The 23,155-nt window shown below is 58.8% G+C and carries 21 protein-coding genes; 17 read left to right on the top strand and 4 right to left on the bottom strand.

Annotated elements, in window-relative coordinates; all coding sequences use genetic code 11:
- Nucleotide 1 precedes the first annotated feature (1 nt).
- The 11 genes from fdx (at nt 2) to der (ending at nt 9,924) form a co-directional block, all read left to right on the top strand.
- Nucleotides 2–343, top strand: a complete 342-nt coding sequence (gene fdx, locus KRR23_RS02065) for an ISC system 2Fe-2S type ferredoxin (protein WP_216741132.1) — start codon at nt 2–4, stop codon at nt 341–343.
- 14 nt (nt 344–357) lie between these two features.
- Nucleotides 358–558, top strand: a complete 201-nt coding sequence (iscX, locus tag KRR23_RS02060; protein ID WP_071553503.1) for a Fe-S cluster assembly protein IscX — start codon at nt 358–360, stop codon at nt 556–558.
- A gap of 90 nt (nt 559–648) precedes the next feature.
- Nucleotides 649–1,074: a nucleoside-diphosphate kinase gene (ndk, locus tag KRR23_RS02055; protein ID WP_007903599.1), complete on the top strand. Its 426-nt coding sequence runs from the start codon at nt 649–651 to the stop codon at nt 1,072–1,074.
- A 28-nt stretch (nt 1,075–1,102) separates the two neighbouring features.
- A complete protein-coding gene (gene rlmN, locus KRR23_RS02050; protein ID WP_019693463.1) occupies nt 1,103–2,251 on the top strand; it encodes a 23S rRNA (adenine(2503)-C(2))-methyltransferase RlmN in 1,149 nt (382 codons plus the stop codon).
- Between the two features lie 12 nt (nt 2,252–2,263).
- Nucleotides 2,264–3,022, top strand: a complete 759-nt coding sequence (gene pilW / locus KRR23_RS02045; RefSeq protein ID WP_054595804.1) for a type IV pilus biogenesis/stability protein PilW — start codon at nt 2,264–2,266, stop codon at nt 3,020–3,022.
- Entirely contained in the window at nt 3,022–4,059 is a 1,038-nt protein-coding gene (locus KRR23_RS02040; RefSeq protein ID WP_216741131.1) for a RodZ family helix-turn-helix domain-containing protein, read from the top strand. Before pilW ends, KRR23_RS02040 begins: the two co-directional genes overlap by 1 nt.
- Before the next feature lie 3 nt (nt 4,060–4,062).
- Entirely contained in the window at nt 4,063–5,172 is a 1,110-nt protein-coding gene (gene ispG / locus KRR23_RS02035) for a flavodoxin-dependent (E)-4-hydroxy-3-methylbut-2-enyl-diphosphate synthase (protein ID WP_054595806.1), read from the top strand.
- A gap of 23 nt (nt 5,173–5,195) precedes the next feature.
- Nucleotides 5,196–6,485: a histidine--tRNA ligase gene (gene hisS / locus KRR23_RS02030; RefSeq protein WP_216741130.1), complete on the top strand. Its 1,290-nt coding sequence runs from the start codon at nt 5,196–5,198 to the stop codon at nt 6,483–6,485.
- Nucleotides 6,486–6,525: 40 nt separating this feature from the next.
- Nucleotides 6,526–7,167, top strand: coding sequence for a tetratricopeptide repeat protein (locus KRR23_RS02025; protein WP_103319250.1), 642 nt, complete (start codon nt 6,526–6,528; stop codon nt 7,165–7,167).
- Nucleotides 7,160–8,311, top strand: coding sequence for an outer membrane protein assembly factor BamB (bamB, locus tag KRR23_RS02020; RefSeq protein WP_216741129.1), 1,152 nt, complete (start codon nt 7,160–7,162; stop codon nt 8,309–8,311). Before KRR23_RS02025 ends, bamB begins: the two co-directional genes overlap by 8 nt.
- A gap of 143 nt (nt 8,312–8,454) precedes the next feature.
- On the top strand, nt 8,455–9,924 hold the full coding sequence (gene der, locus KRR23_RS02015; protein ID WP_054595810.1) for a ribosome biogenesis GTPase Der: 1,470 nt from the start codon (nt 8,455–8,457) through the stop codon (nt 9,922–9,924).
- A gap of 60 nt (nt 9,925–9,984) precedes the next feature.
- On the opposite strand, the gene KRR23_RS02010 is transcribed toward der, so the two are convergent.
- Complete coding sequence (locus KRR23_RS02010) at nt 9,985–11,214, bottom strand: hypothetical protein (protein ID WP_216741128.1); 1,230 nt, start codon at nt 11,212–11,214, stop codon at nt 9,985–9,987.
- A gap of 264 nt (nt 11,215–11,478) precedes the next feature.
- On the opposite strand from KRR23_RS02010, the gene KRR23_RS02005 reads away from it, so the two are divergent.
- Complete coding sequence (locus tag KRR23_RS02005) at nt 11,479–12,627, top strand: pyridoxal phosphate-dependent aminotransferase (RefSeq protein WP_216741127.1); 1,149 nt, start codon at nt 11,479–11,481, stop codon at nt 12,625–12,627.
- A complete protein-coding gene (locus KRR23_RS02000; protein ID WP_216741126.1) occupies nt 12,615–13,406 on the top strand; it encodes an amidohydrolase in 792 nt (263 codons plus the stop codon). The genes KRR23_RS02005 and KRR23_RS02000 overlap by 13 nt, the downstream gene beginning before the upstream one ends.
- A gap of 209 nt (nt 13,407–13,615) precedes the next feature.
- On the opposite strand, the gene leuA is transcribed toward KRR23_RS02000, so the two are convergent.
- The 3 genes from leuA to xseA all read right to left on the bottom strand — a co-directional run bounded on the left by leuA (nt 13,616) and on the right by xseA (nt 17,922).
- Nucleotides 13,616–15,295, bottom strand: a complete 1,680-nt coding sequence (leuA, locus tag KRR23_RS01995) for a 2-isopropylmalate synthase (RefSeq protein ID WP_216741125.1) — start codon at nt 15,293–15,295, stop codon at nt 13,616–13,618.
- A gap of 422 nt (nt 15,296–15,717) precedes the next feature.
- Nucleotides 15,718–16,539 (bottom strand): M23 family metallopeptidase, encoded by an 822-nt coding sequence (locus KRR23_RS01990; RefSeq protein WP_216741124.1) that lies wholly within the window; start codon nt 16,537–16,539, stop codon nt 15,718–15,720.
- A 3-nt stretch (nt 16,540–16,542) separates the two neighbouring features.
- The gene (gene xseA, locus KRR23_RS01985) at nt 16,543–17,922 is read right to left on the bottom strand and encodes an exodeoxyribonuclease VII large subunit (protein WP_216741123.1); all 1,380 of its coding nucleotides are present in this window, start codon (nt 17,920–17,922) and stop codon (nt 16,543–16,545) included.
- Nucleotides 17,923–18,112: 190 nt separating this feature from the next.
- Here xseA and KRR23_RS01980 point away from each other — a divergent pair, with 190 nt between their 5' ends.
- From KRR23_RS01980 to guaA, 4 genes are all read left to right on the top strand, one after another.
- The gene (locus KRR23_RS01980) at nt 18,113–18,838 is read left to right on the top strand and encodes a sulfite exporter TauE/SafE family protein (protein WP_216741343.1); all 726 of its coding nucleotides are present in this window, start codon (nt 18,113–18,115) and stop codon (nt 18,836–18,838) included.
- Between the two features lie 159 nt (nt 18,839–18,997).
- On the top strand, nt 18,998–19,546 hold the full coding sequence (locus tag KRR23_RS01975) for a hypothetical protein (protein WP_019693449.1): 549 nt from the start codon (nt 18,998–19,000) through the stop codon (nt 19,544–19,546).
- A 276-nt stretch (nt 19,547–19,822) separates the two neighbouring features.
- Nucleotides 19,823–21,292 (top strand): IMP dehydrogenase, encoded by a 1,470-nt coding sequence (guaB, locus tag KRR23_RS01970; protein ID WP_216741122.1) that lies wholly within the window; start codon nt 19,823–19,825, stop codon nt 21,290–21,292.
- Between the two features lie 99 nt (nt 21,293–21,391).
- Entirely contained in the window at nt 21,392–22,969 is a 1,578-nt protein-coding gene (gene guaA, locus KRR23_RS01965) for a glutamine-hydrolyzing GMP synthase (protein ID WP_054595817.1), read from the top strand.
- Nucleotides 22,970–23,155 lie beyond the last annotated feature (186 nt).

Below are 23,155 nucleotides of genomic sequence, written 5' to 3'. Positions count from 1 at the left end.
GATGCCGCAGATCATTTTTCTGCCACACGCCGAGCATTGCCCGGACGGTATGGTCGTAGAGGCTGAGACCGGCAAGTCCATTCTCGAAGTGGCCCATGACAACCATATCGAGATCGAGAGCGCCTGCGGCGGCGTCTGTGCCTGCACCACCTGCCACTGCATCATTCGCGAAGGCTTTGAATCGCTGAATGAGGCCGATGAGCTGGAAGAGGACTATCTTGATCGGGCCTGGGGTCTGGAAGCGCAGTCGCGCCTGACCTGCCAGGCAGTCGTCGGGACTGAAGACCTGACCGTCGAAATTCCTAAATACTCGCTCAACCATGCAGCCGAAGCGCCGCATTGATTCAAGGAACTGGCATGAGTCTTAAATGGGTTGATGTGCTGGAAATCGCGATCCAGCTGGCTGAAAGCAAGCCGGATGTGGATCCGCGTTACGTGAACTTCGTCGATCTGCACCAATGGGTGCTGGCGTTGCCGGAGTTCAATGATGACGCTGCTCGCGGTGGCGAGAAGGTGCTTGAAGCGATTCAAGCGGCCTGGATCGAAGAAGCCGACTGAACGCACCGTACGCCGTTAGGCAATACCAAAGAACCCGCGTATAATTCGCGGGTTTAATTTTTCGCAAATTACCGTTTCTGGAGTTACACCATGGCTGTTCAACGTACTTTCTCCATCATCAAGCCTGACGCAGTTGCAAAAAACGTTATCGGCGAGATCACCACTCGTTTCGAAAAAGCAGGCCTGCGCGTTGTAGCTTCGAAACTGAAGCAACTGTCCAAAGCCGAAGCTGAAGGCTTCTACGCTGAGCACAGTGCTCGTGGTTTCTTCAACGACCTGGTTGCTTTCATGATCTCCGGTCCGGTTGTCGTTCAGGTTCTGGAAGGCGAAAACGCTATCGCTCTGAACCGTGAGCTGATGGGCGCTACCAACCCTAAAGAAGCTGCTGCCGGCACCATCCGCGCTGACTTCGCTGACTCCATCGACGCCAACGCTGTACACGGTTCGGACTCCGAAGCCGCTGCTGCTCGCGAAATCTCGTACTTCTTCGCAGCTACTGAAGTAACCACTCGCTAAGCATTGGCTTATGAGTGAAGGTGAATCCATGACTACATCGACTGCAAAAACTAACCTGCTGGGTCTGACTCAGCCGGAAATGGAAAAATTCTTCGACTCAATCGGGGAGAAGCGTTTCCGTGCCAGTCAGGTAATGAAGTGGATTCACCACCTTGGCGTCGATGATTTCGACGCCATGACGAACGTCAGCAAAGCCTTGCGCGACAAGCTCAAGGCTATTGCCGAAGTTCGCGGCCCCGAAGTGGTCAGCGAGGACATCTCCAGCGACGGCACCCGTAAGTGGGTGGTGCGCGTGGCGTCCGGCAGCTGCGTCGAGACCGTCTACATTCCCCAGGGCAAGCGCGGCACTCTGTGCGTTTCGTCCCAGGCAGGCTGTGCCCTGGATTGCAGCTTCTGCTCCACCGGCAAGCAAGGTTTCAACAGCAACCTCACCGCCGCCGAAGTCATCGGCCAGGTGTGGATTGCCAATAAATCGTTCGGCAGCATCCCGGCAACCGCCGACCGTGCCATCACCAACGTGGTGATGATGGGCATGGGTGAGCCGCTGCTGAACTTCGACAACGTCGTTGCTGCCATGCACCTGATGATGGACGACCTGGGCTACGGCATTTCCAAGCGCCGCGTGACCCTGTCGACCTCGGGCGTGGTGCCGATGATCGATGAGCTGTCCAAGCACATCGACGTTTCCCTGGCGTTGTCCCTGCACGCACCGAACGATGCGCTGCGTAACCAGTTGGTACCGATCAACAAGAAGTACCCGCTGAAAATGCTCCTCGAGTCCTGCCGTCGCTACATGTCGTCCCTGGGCGAAAAGCGCGTGCTGACCATCGAGTACACCTTGCTCAAGGACATCAATGACAAGGTCGAGCATGCGGTTGAAATGATCGAGTTGCTCAAGGACACGCCTTGCAAGATCAACCTGATCCCGTTCAACCCGTTCCCTCATTCCGGTTACGAGCGGCCGAGCAACAACGCCATCCGTCGTTTCCAGGATCAGCTTCATCACGCTGGCTTCAATGTCACCGTGCGCACCACCCGTGGCGAAGACATCGACGCCGCGTGTGGCCAATTGGTAGGACAGGTGCTGGATCGCACCCGTCGTAGCGAACGTTATATCGCCGTGCGTGAGTTGAGCGCCGACAACGATATGCCGCAAGACGCTGCGAATCGTACTTAAGAGAGGATCTCTATGTCACTGCGCCTAGCGCTGCTTCTGCTGTTCGCCAGCCTGTCGGCTGGTTGTGTTCTGTCGGGTGATTTCAATCCGATGAAAACCAGCAAGGGGCGCGATGAGGCGCGTGCTGCGTATGTGCAGCTGGGTGTGGGGTATCTGCAACAGGGCATGACCGAACGGGCGAAAGTCCCGTTGAAGAAGGCCCTTGAACTGGATAGCGCCGACCCGGATGCCAACGCGGCGTTGGGCCTGGTGTTTCAGGCCGAGATGGAACCCGAGCTCGCGGATCAGCATTTTCGCAAGGCATTGTCCGGCCGTCCTGGCGATGCTCGTATCCTGAACAACTACGGCAGCTTTCTCTTTGAAGAGAAACGTTACAAAGAAGCTTACGAGCGCTTTGAACAAGCGGCTGCCGATAGCCTTTATCCTGAGCGTTCACGGGTTTTCGAGAACCTCGGTATGACGGCTTCGATGCTTGGCCAGCGGGATCTGGCCCGTCAGCAACTGGAAAAAGCCCTGCGCCTGAACCGCCAACAGCCACGGGCGTTGCTGGAAATGGCTGAGTTGTCGTACGAAGACAGGCATTATGTGCCCGCGCGTGACTATTACGATCGTTTTAGCCTGCTCGCCGAGCAAAATGCACGTAGTCTATTGCTCGGCGTTCGGCTGGCCAAAGTGTTCGAAGATCGCGACAAGGCCGCCAGTTTTGGCCTGCAATTAAAACGACTCTATCCCGGTACGCCGGAATATCAGCAATACCTGTCGGAGCAATGATGAAAGCGGCGCATCCAGAAGTTGTAGCAGCGACTCGCGTAAACCCCGGAGAGACCCTGCGTCAGGCCCGCGAAGGCAATGGTTGGTCGCTGGCAGAAGTAGCGCTCAAGCTCAATCTCACCGTCAATTCCTTGAAGAATCTGGAAGACGGCGCTTTCGACAAGCTGCCGGGGCATACCTTTGCTCGCGGCTATATTCGTGCTTACGCCAAATTGCTCGGCATGGACCAGGCCGTACTGGTTCAACAGTTCGATCAGCTCACCGGCACCGATTCCCAGGGCAGCAACGTGCACAGCCTTGGGCGTATCGAAGAACCATCGCGGGTCTCCCACACCATTTTGCGCATCGTTAGCCTGTTGCTGCTGATGGCCGTGGTGGGTGGCGGTTTTGTCTGGTGGCAGGATCAAACCTCATTGCGCACCAAGGACCTGAATGGTCTCAGCCCTGAACACGTCGAAGTCGAAGGCGCCGATGGCACCACGCAGATCCATCCGCTCGACGAGCCGGAAGATCAGGCCGTGGTAGAAGGTCAGGTCGAAGCCGGGACGCCTCTGGCATTGCCGGAAGGCCAGGCGACTGCCGAAGCTCAGGCAACGGTCGAAGCGCCGACGCCGGCCGCTCCGGTCGCCCCGGTGGTTGCACCGACAGCCCCGGTTGCCGCTCCAGTGCGCACCGTGCCAGCCCCGGTTATTGCGACGCCAGCGGCACCGGTTGTGGCTGCTGCGCCAGCGCCCGTCGTGGCCGCCGCGCCAGCACCCACCGCTTCGGCTGCTGCCCCGGTCACTCCGGTTGCCGGCGCGGGCCAGGTACGGATTCAGTTCTCTGCCAACTGCTGGACGCAAGTCACCGATGGCAACGGCAAAGTGCTGTTGAGCGCTCTCAAGCATAAGGGCGAAACCGCCGACGTCAGCGGTAAACCACCGTTTACAGTACGCCTGGGCTACGCCCGTGGCGCGCAGGTCAGCTACAACGGGCAAGTGGTCGATGTAGCTCCGTTCACCAGTGGCGAGACTGCTCGCCTGAAGTTGGGTCAATAAGTCATGCACGGCGAATCTCCAATCAAACGTCGCGAATCCCGCAAGATCTGGGTTGGTTCGGTACCGGTGGGCGGTGATGCGCCTATCGCTGTACAGAGCATGACCAACAGCGACACCAATGACGTTGCCGCCACCGTGGCCCAGATCAATCGTCTGGAAGCGGCCGGTGTCGACATCGTGCGGGTTTCCGTTCCGGACATGGACGCGGCCGAAGCCTTCGGTCGAATCAAGCAACTGGTCAAGGTGCCGTTGGTTGCCGACATTCACTTCGACTACAAGATCGCTTTGCGCGTAGCCGAACTGGGCGTCGATTGCTTGCGGATCAACCCGGGCAACATCGGTCGTGAAGACCGTGTGCGCGCGGTGGTCGATGCCGCCCGTGACCGGGGGATTCCGATCCGTATCGGCGTCAACGCCGGTTCGCTGGAAAAAGACCTGCAAAAGAAATACGGCGAACCGACACCGGCCGCGCTGGTCGAGTCGGCCCTGCGCCACGTCGAGCACCTTGAGCGCTTGAACTTCCAGGACTTCAAGGTCAGCGTGAAGGCTTCCGACGTGTTCATGGCCGTCGAAGCCTATCGCTTGCTGGCCAAGGAAATCGTCCAGCCACTGCACCTGGGTATCACTGAAGCCGGCGGTTTGCGTTCAGGCACAGTGAAATCCGCCGTGGGCCTCGGTATGCTGCTCGCCGAAGGGATTGGCGATACTATTCGCATCTCGTTGGCGGCTGACCCGGTCGAGGAAGTGAAAGTCGGCTACGACATTCTCAAATCCCTGCATCTACGTTCCCGTGGCATCAACTTCATCGCCTGCCCGAGCTGCTCGCGGCAGAACTTCGATGTGGTGAAAACCATGAACGAACTGGAAGGGCGCCTCGAAGATCTGCTGGTGCCGCTGGATGTCGCAGTCATCGGTTGCGTGGTCAACGGTCCCGGTGAAGCCAAAGAGGCCCATATCGGTTTGACTGGCGGTACGCCGAACCTGATTTACATCGACGGCAAGCCGTCGCAGAAATTGACGAATGACAATCTGGTGGATGAGCTGGAAAGGCTGATCCGCCAGAAAGCGGCCGAAAAGGTCGAAGCCGACGCAGCAGTCATCGCTCGCGGCTGATCGAACGAATTTAAGGATTTAAAGTGAGCAAGTCTCTGCAAGCCATACGTGGCATGAACGACATCCTGCCCGAACAGACCCCGCTGTGGCGTCACTTCGAGGGCACCGTTTCGCGTCTGCTGGATAACTACGGTTACAAGCAGATTCGCATGCCGATCGTCGAGTTCACCGAGCTGTTCAAACGCTCCATCGGTGAAGTGACCGACATCGTCGAAAAAGAGATGTACACCTTCGAAGACCGTAACGGCGACTCGCTGACCCTGCGCCCTGAAGGCACAGCGGCCTGCGTGCGTGCAGTGCTTGAGCACGGCATCACCGGCGGTGGCCAGGTGCAGAAACTCTGGTACATCGGCCCGATGTTCCGCCACGAGCGTCCGCAAAAAGGCCGTTATCGTCAGTTCCACCAGATCGGTTGCGAGGTTTTCAACCTTGATGGTCCGGACATCGACGCCGAACTGATCGTGCTGACCTGGCGCCTGTGGGGCGAGCTGGGCATCCGTGACGCGGTCAAGCTCGAGCTCAACAGCCTGGGCACCAGCGCATCTCGCGCTCGTTATCGCGATGCGCTGGTCGAATACCTGACGGCACGCCTGGACCAACTGGACGAAGACAGCCAGCGCCGCCTGAAAACCAACCCGCTGCGAGTGCTCGATACCAAGAACGCCGATACCCAGGCGGCACTGATCGATGCACCGAAGATGGCTGACTACCTCGACGAAGAGTCTCGCGCTCACTTCGAGGGCCTCAAGGCGCGTCTGGACGCTGCCGGCATCCCTTATGTGATCAACCCGAAGCTGGTGCGCGGGCTGGATTACTACAGCAAAACCGTATTCGAATGGGTCACCGACAAACTCGGCGCCCAGGGCACTGTCTGCGCGGGTGGCCGTTACGACGGCCTGGTCGAGCAGATGGGCGGCAAGCCGACGCCGGGCGTTGGTTTCGCCATGGGCATTGAGCGCCTGGTGTTGCTGCTCGAAACCCTGGAGCAGATCCCGGAAGAAATCTCCCGGCAGGTTGATGTCTACCTGTGCGCCTTCGGTGAGGCTGCCGAACTGGCCGCTTTGACACTGAGCGAGCGGGTTCGTGATCAGTTGCCAAACCTGCGTCTGCAGATCAATGCCGGTGCAGGCAGCTTCAAAAGTCAGTTCAAGAAGGCCGACAAGAGCGGTGCGCTGTACGCATTGATCCTCGGTGACGACGAAATGGCCCAGCAAGTGGTAGGTTTCAAACCCCTGCGTGGCCAGGGCGAACAACAAAGCATTGCCTGGGATGCGCTTGCCGCTCACCTGGCCACCTGCGTCGTGCAGGGTTGAAGCTGTCAAACAGCCGATTTAGCGATTAAGGAGTATTGGGGTGTCGAGTACCGAAGACGAACATCTGGCGGAATTCAAAGACTGGTGGCAGCGTAACGGCAAACCTCTCGTAACCGGCGGCCTGTTGGCGCTGGTCATCGTGTTCGGCTGGCAGGCGTTCCACAAGTATCAGAGCAATCAGTCGCAAGGCGCCTCGATGCTTTATCAGCAACTGCTGGAAACCACGCTGACCCCGGACGGCAAGCCTGACGCGGCCCGTGTAGCGGACCTCGCCAACAAGCTCAACAGCGAGTTCGGCGGCACGGCTTACGCCCAATACGGCAGCCTGTTCGTGGCGAAAGTCGCGGTCGACAGCGGCAAGCTGGATGACGCTGTAAGCCAGCTCAAGGCTGTGGCTGACAAACCTGCCAACCCGGCGCTGGGCGAAGTGGCGCGTCAGCGTCTGGCTCAGGTTCTGGCCGCACAGAACAAGGCTGACGAAGCACTGAAGTTGCTCGAAGGTGATGCCGATCAGGCATTCCTGGCCACTCGCGAAGAACTCAAGGGTGACCTGCTGGTCCAGTTGGGTCGTACCGATGAAGCCCATGCTGCTTACCAAAAAGCCAAGGCTGCGCTGTCGGATGAAGCGGCGGTCGGTGGCTTACAAATCAAGCTGGACGACCTGGCCAAAGGGGATGCGTGACGTGATCCGTTGGAAACATGCAGCATTGCTGGCTCTGGCCATTCTGGCCGCGGGTTGCAGCAGCAACAGCAAAAAAGAATTGCCGCCGGCCGAGCTGGTCAAATTCAAGGAAGAAGTGGTCCTGCAAAAGCAGTGGAGCCGTTCGGTCGGTAACGGCCAGGGCGAGACCTACAACATGCTGGTGCCGGCCATCGATGGCAACACCATCTATGCTGCCGACGTCAAAGGCGTGGTGATGGCGCTGGATCGCATGAACGGCGACGTCAAATGGAAGAAAGATCTTGAGTTGCCTGTGTCCGGCGCCGTTGGCGTGGGTTACGGTCTGGTCATGATCGGCACGCTGAAGGGCGAAGTGGTTGCCCTGGACGCAAGCTCCGGTGAAGAGAAATGGCGCGCTCGCGTGACCAGTGAAGTCCTCGCACCGCCAGCCAACAACGGTGACGTGGTGGTGGTGCAAACCCAGGACGATCGTCTGATCGGTCTGGATGCTTCCACCGGTAACCAGCGCTGGTTGTATGACAGCACGCCTGCGGTCCTGACTCTGCGCGGCACCAGTGCGCCGATCGTGACCAATCGTCTGGCGATTGCCGGCCTGTCGACCGGTAAAGTCGTGGCGCTGGATATCTCCAACGGCGTGCCGGTCTGGGAGCAGCGCATTGCGATTCCACAGGGTCGCTCGGAGCTGGAGCGCGTGGTTGATATCGACGGTGGCTTGCTGCTGTCCGGCGACAAGATCTATGTCGCCAGCTATCAGGGGCGCGTAGCGGCCCTGGACCTGCAAAGCGGTCGTCAGCTCTGGCAGCGTGATGCTTCCAGCTATGCCGGTGTCGCCCAAGGTTTCGGCAGCGTCTACATCAGCCTGTCTTCGGGCACCGTTGAAGGCGTCGACGAGCGTTCGACCACCTCCTTGTGGAGCAACGACTCTCTGGCCCGCCGTCAACTGTCGGCACCGGAAGTGTTCTCCAGCTACGTTGCAGTCGGTGACCTGGAAGGTTACCTGCACCTGTTGAGTCAGGTGGACGGTCGTTTCGTCGGCCGTGAACGCATCGACAGCGACGGCCTGCGTGCCCGACCGCTGGTGATGGGTGACATGATTTACGTGTATGGCAACAGCGGCAAACTGGAAGCCCTGACCATCAAGTAATGGTTTGACTATGCTTGGGGATAGCAATGTTCCCAGGCGGCCTTGTTTTACAAGGCTCGCAGTACATCAAGTGCTGCCCCGAGCACCAGCCGCTGCCTCGCAGCGGCTTTTGTATTTTCTGAAATAACGAAGTGGAGAGCCGCATGGTTCCCGTAATCGCCCTGGTGGGCCGACCGAACGTCGGCAAGTCCACCTTGTTCAACCGCCTGACCAGGACGCGTGACGCCATCGTCGGCGACTTGTCCGGTCTGACCCGTGATCGCCAATACGGTGAGGCCAAGTGGCAAGGGCGTTCCTACATTTTGGTCGACACCGGCGGTATCTCCGGTGACGAACACGGTATGGACGAAAAAATGGCCGAGCAGTCGCTGCTGGCCATTGAAGAAGCGGATGTCGTTCTGTTCCTGGTAGATGCCAAGGCCGGTTTCACCGCCGCCGACCAGATGATCGCCGAGCACTTGCGCAAGCGTAACAAGCGTTCTTACGTGGTTGCCAACAAGGTCGACAACATCGACCCTGAAATGGCCCGCGCCGAGTTCGCCCCGCTGGGCATGGGCCACGCGATCCCGATCGCCGGTGCCCACGGTCGTGGCATCACCCAGATGCTGGAAATCGCCCTGAGCGACTTCCCTAAAGACAGCGAAGAGCCGGAAGACGGTGAAGAAGAGATCGTTGCCGAAGGCGAGGAAGCCAAGCGCATTCCGGGCCCGAGCGAAAAAGACGGTATCAAGATCGCTATCATTGGCCGCCCGAACGTCGGCAAGTCGACCCTGGTCAACCGCATGCTCGGTGAAGACCGGGTGATCGTGTATGACCAGCCAGGCACCACCCGCGACAGCATCTACATCCCGTTCGAGCGTAACGACGAGAAGTACACGCTGATCGATACCGCGGGTGTGCGCAAGCGCGGCAAGATCCACGAAGAAGTTGAAAAGTTCTCCGTGGTCAAAACCCTGCAAGCGATCAAAGACGCCAACGTGGTGATCTTCGTGATGGACGCCCGCGAAGGCGTGGTGGACCACGACCTCAACTTGCTGGGCTTTGCCCTGGAAGCGGGTCGTGCGTTGGTGATCGCGATCAACAAGTGGGACGGCATGACGCCGAGCGAGCGCGACTTCGTGAAGGTCGAGCTGCAACGTCGGCTGTTCTTCGTCGACTTCGCCGACATCCACTTCATCTCGGCCCTGCACGGTACTGGCGTGGGCAACCTCTACGCGTCGGTGCAGAACTCGTTCAAGTCCGCGGTTACCCGCTGGCCGACCAACCGCCTGACCCAGATTCTCGAGGATGCGGTCGGTGAGCACGCGCCACCGATGGTCAACAACCGTCGGATCAAGCTGCGTTATGCCCACTTGGGTGGCGCGAACCCGCCGATCATCGTGATCCACGGTAACCAGGTCGAGAAGGTTCCAAAGTCTTACGTCCGTTACCTGGAAAACACCTACCGTCGCGTCTTGAAGCTGGTTGGTACGCCGATCCGCATCGAGTTCAAAGGTGGCGAGAACCCGTACGAAGGCAACAAGAACACGCTTACGGACCGTCAGGTCAACAAGAAACGCCGCTTGATGACGCACCACAAGAAAGCCGACAAGAAGCGCCGCGACAAGCGCTGATTCACGCTTTTCCGGGGAAGGAAGAGGGCACCAATGGTGCCCTTTTTCGTGTTTGGTTGATCAGGAGAGAATCCGAGCCAGAAAGAATTGTTCATCCCCGACTGGCTGTCTGGCAGATGTCAACACCACGATCCCTTGGTTGGCATCAACAATAAGATCGACCGCTTTGCTGTTAATTCCCCCAAAGTTGATAGAGACGCACCCTTCCACGCCAAATGACTGATCCAGGGTTGTGTCGTTGTTAAAGCGCGCAACAAGGAATTGTGAACCGAAATCCCCTTGTGTTTCGCCAGTTACCACAATTTTATTGTCTTGATACGCCATTTTGGTCCATCGAGAACTGATGTCGGCGGGAGTTATGCTCGGTTCGCCCAGCAGTTCTCCGTCGTGGTCGAGTAGAACCAGCAAGGCCTCGCCAGATGTGGTTGATCCGCAACACAGGATTCGGTAATCAAGAACAACCAGATGTTCGAAACGCCAGTCTTGTTTACGAAATACCCCACGAACCGCGAATGTTGAATCCGTCTTCCCATCTTTTTCGAAGCGCAAAATAATTCCGGTCTTGATGCCGCGAAAATCTTCGGAGTAGCCGCAAACAAGAAATTTGTCATCCGTCTGTACGGCAATCGCGGTCAAATAGATCTTTTCACCGCCTGGCTGACTAATGTCCACATAGGCTTCATCTTCATTGAAGTGGACGTCTTGCTGTCCGTCCTCAGTAATTCGCAAAATGACATACGGTACTTCGTCCTCCCATGCATGAGGGTGCACGCTCACGATGTTTTTGGTGGATTGAATACAGGCACCGAGGTACGAATTGATTGGGCTGCCGCCATCCGTGGGGAGGGGCGAGCGCGATACAAATTTCCCTCCGTCACCAAATGTAGTATCAAGCTGGCCGTTGGTATGCAGCCTGGCGAAGGCGGGTAGTGGTTCGCCTCTGCTGGAATTGAACATGCCAAAAAGTAAAAGCCGGGAATTTTCAAGTGTGAAGGTTTTGAGTGCCGTTGATGACAGGGCTGCGTCTGACGTAAATTGACCGTCACTGTAGCCATTTACCCCGAAGGTTTTGTCCAGCTGTCCGTTGGCGGTGCACCGCTGCAGTGAGTAGTGGCTAAGTTCGGCTACCGGCGCGTGGCTGCCAGCAACGAGCAGTTTTCCATCGGTTGACAAGTTCAGTCCGTGACACCTGAATACACCGTGGTTGTGGTGTTTGATAAGTTGGATTCCCTTGTTACCAAAATAGTTATCAAGATCTCCCGGATTAACGGGTGGCGCAACATTAGTCATTTCACTGTCTTCTGAGGCTTGGTTGGGTCAGTTAATCTCTAGGTGCTTCGCCCGGCAACTGTCAGAACTAACAGGTATGCCTGGTTTTTTACGCCGTTGGTCAGTCAAAAAGTTTGACCATATAAGATGTGTATGCGTATTCATCAAGACGAGTTGTGGCCGTGCGTCCATTGCCGCAAATGCTTTTTTTATCACTGACAGATGGGCTATCCTCGGGCTCTCCCGTGCCGCCGTTAGAGCCGGGTGTAGAGCAGGGAATCACCGATGATCACCAGTAAGCTGCCGAATGTAGGCATCACTATCTTCACCCAAATGTCTCAGCTCGCGGCACAGACCGGCGCGCTCAACCTGTCCCAGGGGTTCCCTGATTTCGATGCTCCGCAAGCCTTGTGCGATGCGGTCGGTCGGCACATCGCCAATGGCCATAACCAGTATTCACCGATGACCGGCCTGCCAGCGCTGCGCCAGCAAGTGGCGGCGAAGATCGCTCGCAGCTATGGCGTGAGCGTCAATGCCGACACCGAGGTGACCATCACTCCCGGCGCGACCCAGGCAATCTTCTGCGCCATTGCAGCGGTTATCCACAGCGGTGACGAAGTGATCGTCTTCGATCCGGCCTACGACAGTTATGAGCCTTCGGTGGCGCTGGCCGGTGGTCGTTGCGTGCACGTGCCATTGGCGGGAAAGGACTTCGCCATCGACTTCCAGAAGCTCGGCGAAGCTCTGAGCCCGCGCACGCGAATGATCATCCTCAACTCGCCGCATAACCCGAGTGGTGCGCTGATCTCGCGTGCCGAGCTGGATCAGTTGGCGGCCTTGATCCGCGACCGCGATATCTACCTGATCAGCGACGAAGTGTATGAACACCTGGTGTTTGACGGTGTAGCGCATGCCAGCGTTTTGGCCCATGAAGAGCTGTACCAGCGCGCCTTCGTGGTCAGTTCTTTTGGCAAGACCTATCACGTCACTGGCTGGAAGACCGGCTACGTGGTCGCGCCACCGGCGCTCACGGAAGAACTGCGCAAGGTGCATCAATACGTCAGTTTCTGCGGTGTGACCCCGTTGCAGTACGCGCTGGCCGACTTCATGGCCGAGCATCCGGAGCATGTCGAAGAGTTGCCGGGTTTCTATCAGGCCAAGCGTGATCTGTTCTGTGATTTGCTGGCACCTTCGCGGTTCAGCTTTACCAAGGCCACCGGGACCTATTTCCAGTTGGTCGACTATTCGCAGATCCGCCCGGACCTGAACGATGTCGAGATGGCCAAGTGGATGACGCGCGAGCATGGCGTGGCGGCGATCCCGATTTCCGTGTTCTACCAGAACCCGCTGCCGGAACAGCGTCTGGTGCGCCTGTGTTTTGCCAAGCGTGAGGAGACGCTGCGTCAGGCAGCGGAGAAACTATGCGCGATCTGACGACCTTGCCCAATCTGAACGTTGCGTTGATCCAGACCACATTGGCCTGGCATGACCGCAAGGCCAACCTCGAGCATTTCGAACAGTTGCTGGAGCAGGCGCGGGGCGCCGACCTGATCATCCTGCCGGAGATGTTCACCACCGGTTTCTCCATGGAGTCGCCAACCCTCGCTGAAGCGGAAAACGGCCCGACCAGTAAATGGTTGCGAACGCAGGCCGCCAAACTTGACGCGGTGATTACCGGCAGCGTGATTGTCCAGGCGGCCGATGGCAGCTATCGCAATCGACTGTTGTGGGCGCAGCCGGACGGTGAAGTCCTGCATTACGACAAGCGTCACCTGTTCCGCATGGCCGGCGAGCACAAGCATTACACCGCCGGCGAGCATCAGGTGCAGTTCGAGCTCAAGGGCTGGCGGGTGCGTCCGCTGATTTGCTACGACTTGCGCTTCCCGGTGTGGAGCCGCGATGCGCAAGACACTGACTTGCTGCTGTACACCGCCAACTGGCCGGGTGCGCGGCGTCAGCACTGGAACCGTTTGCTGCCGGCGCGGGCCATCGAGAACCTCTGCTATGTCGCCGCGGTGAACCGGATTGGTACCGACGGTAAAGGCTTTGCGTATACCGGTGATAGCCAGGTGCTGGATTTCCAGGGCGAGACGCTGCTGGGTGCCGGTGAGGCCGACGGGGTATTCCAGGTCGTGCTGAGCGCTGCGGAGCTGGCGGCGTATCGCACGCGGTTCCCGGCGAATCTGGATGCCGATACCTTCGAGCTGACCTGAGATTTTCGCCGCCTGGTAGTCCGTCTTCGCGAGCAAGCCCGCTCCCACATTGGATCTTCTTCAGTTCACAAACCGCATGAACGACGCAGGTTTAATGTGGGAGCGGGCTTGCTCGCGAAGGGGCCATCACAGACAACACAAAATCTGCAGACAAACAAAAAGGCCCCGAGGTTTTTACCTCGGGGCCTTTTGTGTTCTAGCGCAAGGGCTTACGCCGCTTTCGCTTCCGGCTGGCTCAGGGAGCGGTTCAGCGCGCTGAACAGGGCCTTGAAGCTGGCGGTGGTGATGTTTTCATCGATGCCCACGCCATGCACTGCACGCTCGCCGTTCACACGCAGTTCAATGTAGGCCGCAGCCTTGGCATTGGTGCCTGCGCCGATCGCGTGTTCGTTGTAGTCCATGATCTCCACCGGAATCGGCAGACCGGCCACCAGTGCTTCCAGGGCGCCGTTGCCTTTGCCACGCCAGTGCAGGTTGGTTTCGCCTTGGCCTTTGCTGGAGACTTCCACTTCGACGGCGCTATGACCGTTCTCTTCCTGCAAGCGATGGCTGACCAGCGCGTATGGCGTGTTGGCCTGTAAGTACTCGCTGTGCAGCAGCGCGTGGATCTGCTGGGCAGTCATCTCGAGGCCCAGGCGATCGGTTTCGCGTTGTACGACCTGGCTGAATTCGATCTGCATGCGGCGCGGCAAGTTGATGCCGTATTCCTGTTCCAGCAGGTAAGCGATACCGCCCTTGCCGGACTGGCTGTTGACGCGAATCACCGCCTCGTAGCTGCGACCGATGTCGGCCGGGTCGATTGGCAAGTACGGTACTTCCCACAGCGCGTCCGGCTTTTGCTGGGCGAAGCCCTTGCGGATCGCGTCCTGGTGCGAGCCGGAGAACGCGGTGTGAACCAGGTCGCCGACGTACGGGTGACGCGGGTGCACCGGAATCTGGTTGCACTCTTCAACGACTTTGCGCACGCCGTCGATGTCGGAGAAATCCAGCTCAGGGTCAACGCCCTGGGTGTAGAGGTTCAAGGCCACGGTGACCAGGTCAACGTTACCGGTACGCTCGCCGTTGCCGAACAGGCAGCCTTCGACACGGTCGGCGCCGGCCATCAGGCCCAGTTCGGTGGCCGCAACGCCAGTGCCACGGTCGTTGTGGGTGTGCAGGCTGATGATCACGCTGTCACGACGATTGATGTGACGGCCGAACCACTCGATCTGGTCGGCGTAGATGTTCGGTGTGGCGCATTCGACGGTGGCCGGCAGGTTGAGAATCACCTTGTGCGCAGGCGTCGGGTTCCAGACCTCGATCACCGCGTCGCAGACTTCTTTGGCGAATTCCAGCTCAGTGGCGCTGAAGGTCTCTGGCGAGTATTCGAAGGTCCACTCGGTGTTTGGTTGCTGGGCGGCATATTTGACGAACAGCTTGGCGGCATTCACTGCGATGGCCTTGATCCCGTCCTTGTCCTGATTGAAGACAATCCGGCGGAAGGAAGGGGAGGTCGCGTTGTAGAGGTGAACGATGGCTTTTTTCGCACCGCGCAGGGATTCGAAAGTCCGCTCGATCAGGTCTTCACGGCCCTGGGTCAGCACCTGAATGGTGGTGTCGTCCGGGATGTGGCCGCCTTCGATCAGGGTCCGCACGAAGTCGAAGTCGGTTTGCGAAGCGGCCGGGAACGAGGCTTCGATTTCTTTCACGCCGACGGCGACCAGGGTTTTCCAGAAGCGCAGCTTTTTCACTGCGTCCATTGGCTCGATCAGCGACTGGTTACCATCGCGCAAGTCGGAGCTGCACCAGATCGGCGCGGCAGTGATGGTCTTCGACGGCCAGGTGCGATCCGGAATGTCGATAGTCGGGAAAGCGCGGTATTTCGAAGACGGGTCTTTGAGCATGCTCATCGGAAAATCCTTATTGTGTGGGCCGAAAAAAGGCGGCCTGCCGGTGGATCAAAAAAAGTTGGATAAAACGTGGGACGAGGCACCGCGATTCAGCCCGGCAGTCGTGCGCTGACAAGGCACAGGCTGCGGTGCTGGCGGAGCTGAATGAGGGTGTGAGAAGTTTTCATGTCTTCAACCCTAACCGCGAGGGTGAAAGATGGCAAGTAGTCGAAAAACTTTGAGAGGAATACTCGAAAAATATGTTTTTGCGAGATTTTATTCTGGAAAGAACAATATTGTTTGATAGGTATTGCGCGGACCGTTCGTCGTACGCAATACCTGTAGGAGCAAGGCTTGCCCGCGATGAACGATAACGCGGTGTATCTGTGACACCGCATCGCGGCATTCGCGGGCAAGCCTTGCTCCTACGAAATTACGGTGACTTATGGCTGGAATGCGCCGATGAAAATCGCCGGGTCCACGCGGGCATCGTTCAGGCTGACGTTCCAGTGCATGTGCGGCCCGGTGGCACGACCGGTGGAGCCGACTTTACCGACCACGCCACCGCGTGCCAGTTGCTGGCCGACTTTCACGTCGATTTTCGACATGTGGCAGAACATGCTGATAAAGCCCTGGCCGTGGTCGACGAATACCGTGTTGCCGTTAAAAAAGTAGTTGCCGATCAGGATTACCTTGCCGGCCGCCGGGGTCTTGATCGGCGTACCGGCTGGCACCGCGAAGTCCAGGCCGGCGTGGGGATTGCGCTCTTCGCCGTTGAAGAACCGGCGCACACCGAACTTGCTCGACAGCGGACCATTGACCGGTTTGTCCAGCAGCAGATTGCTCGGCGTCACCGGGCTGAAGCTGCGATAAGCACGAATCTGTTCGTCCAGTTCGGCGTCGATGCGTTTCAGGTCGTCCGGGTTCGGATTGACCTGGCGCTGGTTCTTCAGGGTGATGTGCTGTTCCGGATACTTCTTGTTGCCGACCACGAAGTTCAGGTTACGGCCACCGCTACTGAGCTGCTGGTTGCCGGGCTTGACGGTCAGCGGCACACCGACAACCGCCAGCCAGTTGTTCTGTTCCTTGACCACCAGCACCGGTTTGCCTTGATAGCTGGCCTTGGGTGCCTGAGCCGAAGTGCCCAGGTCGACCACCGCCACACCGCCGGGTACCGGTTTGTTCAGCAGGCGCGTGATGTAGCTGTCGGCGTGGGCGTTGAAGGTCAGGCAAAGCAACAGCAACGGTGCAAGAAAGCGCGGCATGGATCAATCCAGTAAAGAAAGGGTGACGGGCGTCAGGTGGTTGTCTTCGACCCGGACCTGCAATTGGCCTTCGCCGAGTATGGCTTTCAGGCGTTGGCCGTTTTGGGTCTGCGCGGCGCTGCGGATCGCGTTGCCGCGTTCATCGAGCAAAATGCTGTAGCCACGGCCCAGTGTCGCCAGCGGGCTGACCACATGCAGGGTTTGCATTTGGGTTTGCAGTTGCAGGCGACGGGCCTTCAGACCTTCGCGCATCGAACGCGGCAGGCGCTCGGCGAGGCTGTCGAGGCGCTGGCGCAGCAGCGTCAATTGCCGTCCCGGATGTTGTCCGGCGAGGCGGGTTTCCAAACGGATAAGCCGTTCGCGACGGGTATTGAGGCTGCGCTCGAAAGCCCGGCGCAGGCGCATGTCCAGGTCGTCGAGACGTTGCGCTTGCTGACGCAGGCGTTCACCCGGATGGCGCAAGCGGCGCGAGATGCCTTCCAGGCGCAGGCGATCACGCATCAAACGGTCGCGGATGCGCATCACCAAACGCCGATGCAGGCTTTCGACCCGGCGCACCAGATCGCTGGAATCCGGCGCCAGCAGTTCAGCGGCGGCGGAAGGCGTCGGCGCACGGACGTCGGCCACGAAGTCGCTGATCGACACATCGGTTTCATGGCCAACGGCGCTGACAATCGGGGTGACGCAGGCATCTATCGCGCGGGCCACGGCTTCTTCGTTGAAACACCAGAGGTCTTCCAGCGAGCCGCCGCCACGCGCGAGAATCAGCGCATCGAAACCGCGGGCGTCAGCCAGTTTGAGTGCGCGGACAATCTGTGCGGTAGCTTCGCGGCCTTGCACGGCGGTGGGGATCAGGGTCAGCACCACTTGCGGCGCACGGCGGCGGAATACGCTGATGATGTCGCGAATCACCGCGCCGGTCGGCGAACTGATGATGCCGATGCGTTGCGGGTGTGCCGGCAGCGGCACTTTGCGTTCGGCACTGAACAGGCCTTCGGCGCTGAGTTTTTCTTTCAGTGCATCGAATGCCAGGCGCAGCGCACCGTCACCGGCAGGCTCCACGGTGTCGAGAATCAGCTGATAGTCGCCACGCCCCTCAAACAGCGAAACCTTGCCCCGGACCTTGACCGCCAGGCCATCCTTCAGCGCCTGGCGAACCCGCGCAGCGTTCTGCCGGAACAGCGCGCAACGCACTTGGGCGCCACTGTCCTTTAGGGTGAAATAGATGTGGCCGGACGCCGGGCGGGCGAGGTTGGAGATTTCGCCTTCGACCCAGATGTTGCTGAACACGTCTTCAAGCAACACCCGCGCGCGACCGTTGAGCTGACTGACCGTCAGGACTTCTCGGTCCAGGCCGAGTCTTGCAAAGGGATCTTTAATCATGGGGCGCAGTTTAATGGCATTCGGCGGTCAATCTCCATGGCCGATTACCTTCTGGCTGAAGTGAACGCTGTGCGATCCTTTGTGGTAGCGAGCCTGCTCGCTCCCACAGGGGGGCGCAGGCTAAAACCATCACAGTGATAAAAAGGAAGTTGCGTTGCTGGAATTACTGAATCAATGGGCCTTCGGCGCCATGGACTGGCTGGTGATCGGGCTGGGCATCAGCCTGGCGTACATCGTCTTCGGCGTCGCCGGTTTCGGTACGGCGCTGGTGGCAGGTCCCATCCTGATTCTGTTCATGCCATTGTCGAAGATCGTGCCGCTGCTGGTGCTGCTGGATTTTATCGCCGCGTTTGGCAATCTGCTGCCGTCGCGGCGTGATGTCGCCAAGCCCGAGTTGTTGCGCTTGCTGCCGTGCATGGCGGTGGGGTGCACGTTGGGAGTGATCTTCCTGCTGAACCTCAAATCGAATCTGTTGCTGCTATTGATGGGGCTGTTTATCAGCGCGTATGCGATTTACAGCTTGTGGGTGAAAGCCCGACCGACACAGTTGGCTGCTGCATGGGCGATCCCGATGGGCACGGTGGGCGGAATGTTCGGGGCGCTGTTTGGCAGTGGCGGCTTTTTATATGCAATCTATCTGAACAGCCGCTTGCCCAAGGATCAGGCCCGCGCCACGCAAAGTGCGTTGATCAGTTGCAGTACGGTGGTGCGTTTGAGCCTGTTCGCGATCGCCGGGGTTTATGCCGAGCTACCCTTGTTGGTACTGGCGGTATGTTTGTTGCCGGCAATGACGCTGGGGCTGTGGACCGGTCGGCGGTTGACCATGAAGTTGTCCCGCGAGGCCTTTGTGCGGCTGGTGACCTGGCTGGTGCTGGCCAGTGGCATTGCCTTGATCGGTCGCTATATCAGTACTTGACCGGATTTCGTCAGGGATTAAGCTGCCGCGCCTCATATCGCTATCGCGGGCAAGCCATGCTCCTACAGGTCGGCGCACAACTGTAGGAGCAAGGCTTGCCCGCGATGACGCCAGGCCGGTTACTGCCGATCTCTCATTGAACGCTTCAGGGCTGCACCCATGAACTCGCAAAGCATTATCGTCCCGAAAATCTCCACACTGCCGGTGCACGAACCTCGGGCGCGGGCGATTGTGCGGTGGCTGGTGCGCAAGAACATCATTGAAGAACAACTCACCACCTGCGGTCGTACCGGCAATCGCATGGCCCACGCCATCGCACCGGGCGCGCGGGCGGTGGTGTTGCATCCCGAAGCGCTGCCGTTTGGCGAGCCGATCAATGGGCTGGAGATCATCACCAAGCGCTGCATCTATACACCGGCCAAGGGCTTTCTCGAAGAAGCCGGATGTGCCGAATGCCGCAAGGAAATTGGCGAAGCGCTGTTCGAAAGCCTGGAAGACTGGATGCCGGGGCGCACCGACAACTTCATCTGCCCGGAATGCGGGCATGAAGACGACATCAACGGTTTTCTGTTCCTGCAGGAATGCGGCTTCTCGAACCTGGGCTTTATCTTCAATAACTGGGCCGAGGCCGGGTTCAAGCAGAGCTTCATCGACGAGTTCGCCGAATGGCTGGACCTGCCGGTGAGTTGGGTCAAAGTCGAGCTGTAGGAGCAAAGCTTGCTCGCGATGCGGGCAACCCGTTCTGTCTGATACTCCGTGGCGCCTGCATCGCGAGCAAGCTTTGCTCCTACAGCGATGCGGGCAACTCGGTCTGCCTGATACTCCGTGGTGATGCCATCGCGAGCAAGCTTTGCTCCTACGGGGTTGGGGTGTGAAATGCTCCGTCGATCACTGCGTTGATAATAGACAGACTTTTACATTGAGCCGGCGGGGGTGTCTGAGTATAATGGCGCGCTTCCATTTTCCCGCTCGGGAGCCCCCGCGATGCTGCGTATCAGCCAAGAAGCTCTGACCTTCGACGACATTCTTTTAGTGCCCGGTTATTCCGAGGTGCTTCCTAACGAAGTCAGTCTCAAAACCCGCCTTACCCGTGGCATCGAGCTGAATATTCCACTGGTTTCCGCTGCCATGGACACCGTCACTGAAGCCCGTCTGGCAATTGCCATGGCTCAGGAAGGTGGCATCGGCATCATCCACAAGAACATGACCATCGAGCAGCAAGCTGCCGAAGTGCGCAAGGTCAAGCGGTACGAGGCCGGCGTGGTCAAGGACCCGATCACCATCGAGGCTGATGCCACGGTTCGTGAGCTGTTCGAACTGACCCGCATGCACAACATCTCCGGCGTTCCGGTACTGCACGATGGCGACCTGGTCGGCATCGTCACTTCCCGTGACGTGCGCTTCGAGAACCGTCTGGACGCCACTGTCCGTGAAGTGATGACGCCTAAAGAGCGTCTGGTCACGGTCAAGGAAGGCGCCAACAAGAACGACGTTCGCGAGTTGTTGCACAAACACCGTATCGAGCGCGTGCTGATCGTCGACGAAAAATTTGCCCTCAAAGGCATGATGACCGTCAACGACATCGAAAAAGCCAAGGCCTACCCACTGGCCAGCAAGGACGACCAGGGTCGTCTGCGCGTGGGTGCTGCGGTCGGTACCGGTAAAGACACCGGCGATCGCGTCGCGGCACTGGTTGCTGCCGGCGTTGACGTGGTGGTGGTCGACACCGCACACGGTCACTCCAAAGGCGTGATCGACCGCGTTCGCTGGGTCAAGCAGAATTTCCCTGAAGTCCAGGTGATCGGCGGCAACATTGCCACCGGCGCTGCTGCCAAGGCCCTGGCCGAAGCGGGCGCGGACGCGGTCAAGGTCGGTATCGGCCCTGGCTCGATCTGCACCACCCGTATCGTTGCCGGTGTCGGCGTGCCGCAAATCAGCGCCATCGCCAACGTCGCCGCTGCCCTTGAAGGCACTGGCGTTCCGTTGATCGCCGACGGCGGCATCCGTTTCTCCGGTGACCTGTCCAAGGCCATCGTTGCCGGTGCCTCCTGCGTGATGATGGGCTCGATGTTCGCCGGTACTGAAGAAGCGCCGGGCGAGATCGAACTGTTCCAGGGCCGTTCGTACAAGGCTTACCGTGGCATGGGTTCGCTGGGCGCCATGTCCCAGGCTCAAGGCTCTTCCGACCGTTACTTCCAGGACTCCTCGGCAGGCGCCGAGAAACTGGTTCCGGAAGGTATCGAAGGGCGTGTTCCGTACAAGGGCACCCTGAGCGCCATCATCCATCAACTGATGGGCGGCCTGCGTTCTTCCATGGGCTACACCGGTAGCGCCGATATCGAAGAAATGCGTACCAAGCCAGAGTTCGTGCGCATCACCGGCGCCGGCATGGCGGAATCTCATGTCCACGACGTGCAGATCACCAAAGAAGCGCCAAACTACCGCGTAGGTTGAAGCTTCAAGCAAATCGTTAAGCAACCGGGGCTGTTCTATTCAGCCCCGAGTTGTTTCTGAATCACGACTGTTTTTGAATTACTTAGACGAGACTGAATCATGGCCCTCGACATTCACGCTCACCGCATCCTGATCCTCGACTTCGGTTCCCAGTACACCCAGCTGATCGCCCGTCGCGTGCGTGAAATCGGTGTTTACTGCGAACTGCACCCGTTCGACATGGATGAAGACGCGATTCGCGAATTCGCTCCAAAAGGCGTCATTCTCGCCGGCGGCCCCGAGTCCGTGCACGTAGCTGACAGTCCGCGCTGCCCGCAAGCCGTATTTGACCTGGGCGTCCCGGTCTTCGGGATCTGCTACGGCATGCAGACCATGGCTGAACAGCTGGGTGGCAAGGTTGAAGGTTCCGAACTGCGTGAGTTCGGTTACGCCCGTGTCGACGTGGTCGGCAAGAGCCGCCTGCTGGACGGCATCGAAGACCACATCGACGCTGATGGCCTGTTCGGCCTCGACGTATGGATGAGCCACGGTGACAAGGTCACCAAAATGCCGCAGGATTTCCACATCCTGGCCAGTACTCCAAGCTGCCCGATTGCCGGCATGTTCGACGATGCTCGCGGCTACTACGGCGTGCAGTTCCACCCGGAAGTGACCCACACCAAGCAGGGTGGTCGCATCCTCTCGCGCTTCATCCTCGACATCTGCGGCTGCGAAGCCCTGTGGACGCCTTCGAAGATTGCTGAAGACGCCATCGCTCAGGTCCGCGCTCAGGTCGGCACCGACAACGTACTGCTCGGCCTGTCCGGCGGCGTTGACTCCTCGGTAGTTGCCGCGTTGCTGCACAAAGCCATCGGCGACCAACTGACCTGTGTCTTCGTCGACAACGGCCTGCTGCGTCTGCACGAAGGCGAGCAAGTGATGGCCATGTTCGCTGAGAACATGGGCGTCAAAGTGATCCGCGCCAACGCCGAAGACCAGTTCCTGAACAACCTGGCAGGCGAAAGCGACCCAGAGAAGAAACGCAAGATCATCGGCCGTACCTTCATCGACGTGTTCGATGCCCAGTCCAACAAACTGGACAACATCAAGTACCTCGCCCAAGGCACCATCTACCCGGACGTGATCGAGTCGGCTGGCGCGAAAAGCGGCAAGGCGCACGTGATCAAGTCGCACCACAACGTGGGTGGCCTGCCGGAAGAAATGAACCTCAAGCTGGTTGAACCGCTGCGCGAGCTGTTCAAGGACGAAGTCCGTCGTCTGGGCTTGGAACTCGGCCTGCCGTACGACATGGTCTACCGTCACCCGTTCCCGGGTCCGGGCCTGGGCGTGCGGATCCTCGGTGAAGTGAAGAAGGAATACGCCGACCTGCTGCGTCGCGCCGACCACATCTTCATCGAAGAACTGCGCAAGGCCGACTGGTACCACAAGGTCAGCCAGGCATTCGTGGTATTCCAGCCGGTGAAATCGGTAGGCGTGGTGGGTGATGGCCGTCGTTACGCCTGGGTTGTCGCCCTGCGTGCGGTAGAAACCATCGACTTCATGACCGCACGTTGGGCGCACCTGCCTTACGAGCTGCTGGAAACCGTCAGCGGCCGGATCATCAATGAAATCGAAGGCATCTCCCGCGTCACCTACGACGTGTCGAGCAAGCCGCCAGCGACGATTGAGTGGGAATGAGTTGAACAACAAGGGCGCCGTAAGGCGCCCTTGTTGCATCTGCAGGAAATGTTTACATCTGTTTATCCTGCGTACTGACCGGAAGCTGGTGCTCGGACGAAAAGTGATGTCAAAATAGTGTCAATTTAGCCGGATCACTGAATTCGGATTCCGACAACATGGATGTGGACAGGCTTTGAACGAGCC

The sequence above is a fragment of the Pseudomonas sp. CVAP#3 genome, from assembly GCF_018986375.1.
Classification (GTDB): Bacteria; Pseudomonadota; Gammaproteobacteria; order Pseudomonadales; family Pseudomonadaceae; genus Aquipseudomonas; species Aquipseudomonas helvetica.
This window is presented reverse-complemented; position numbering and strand designations above follow the sequence as displayed.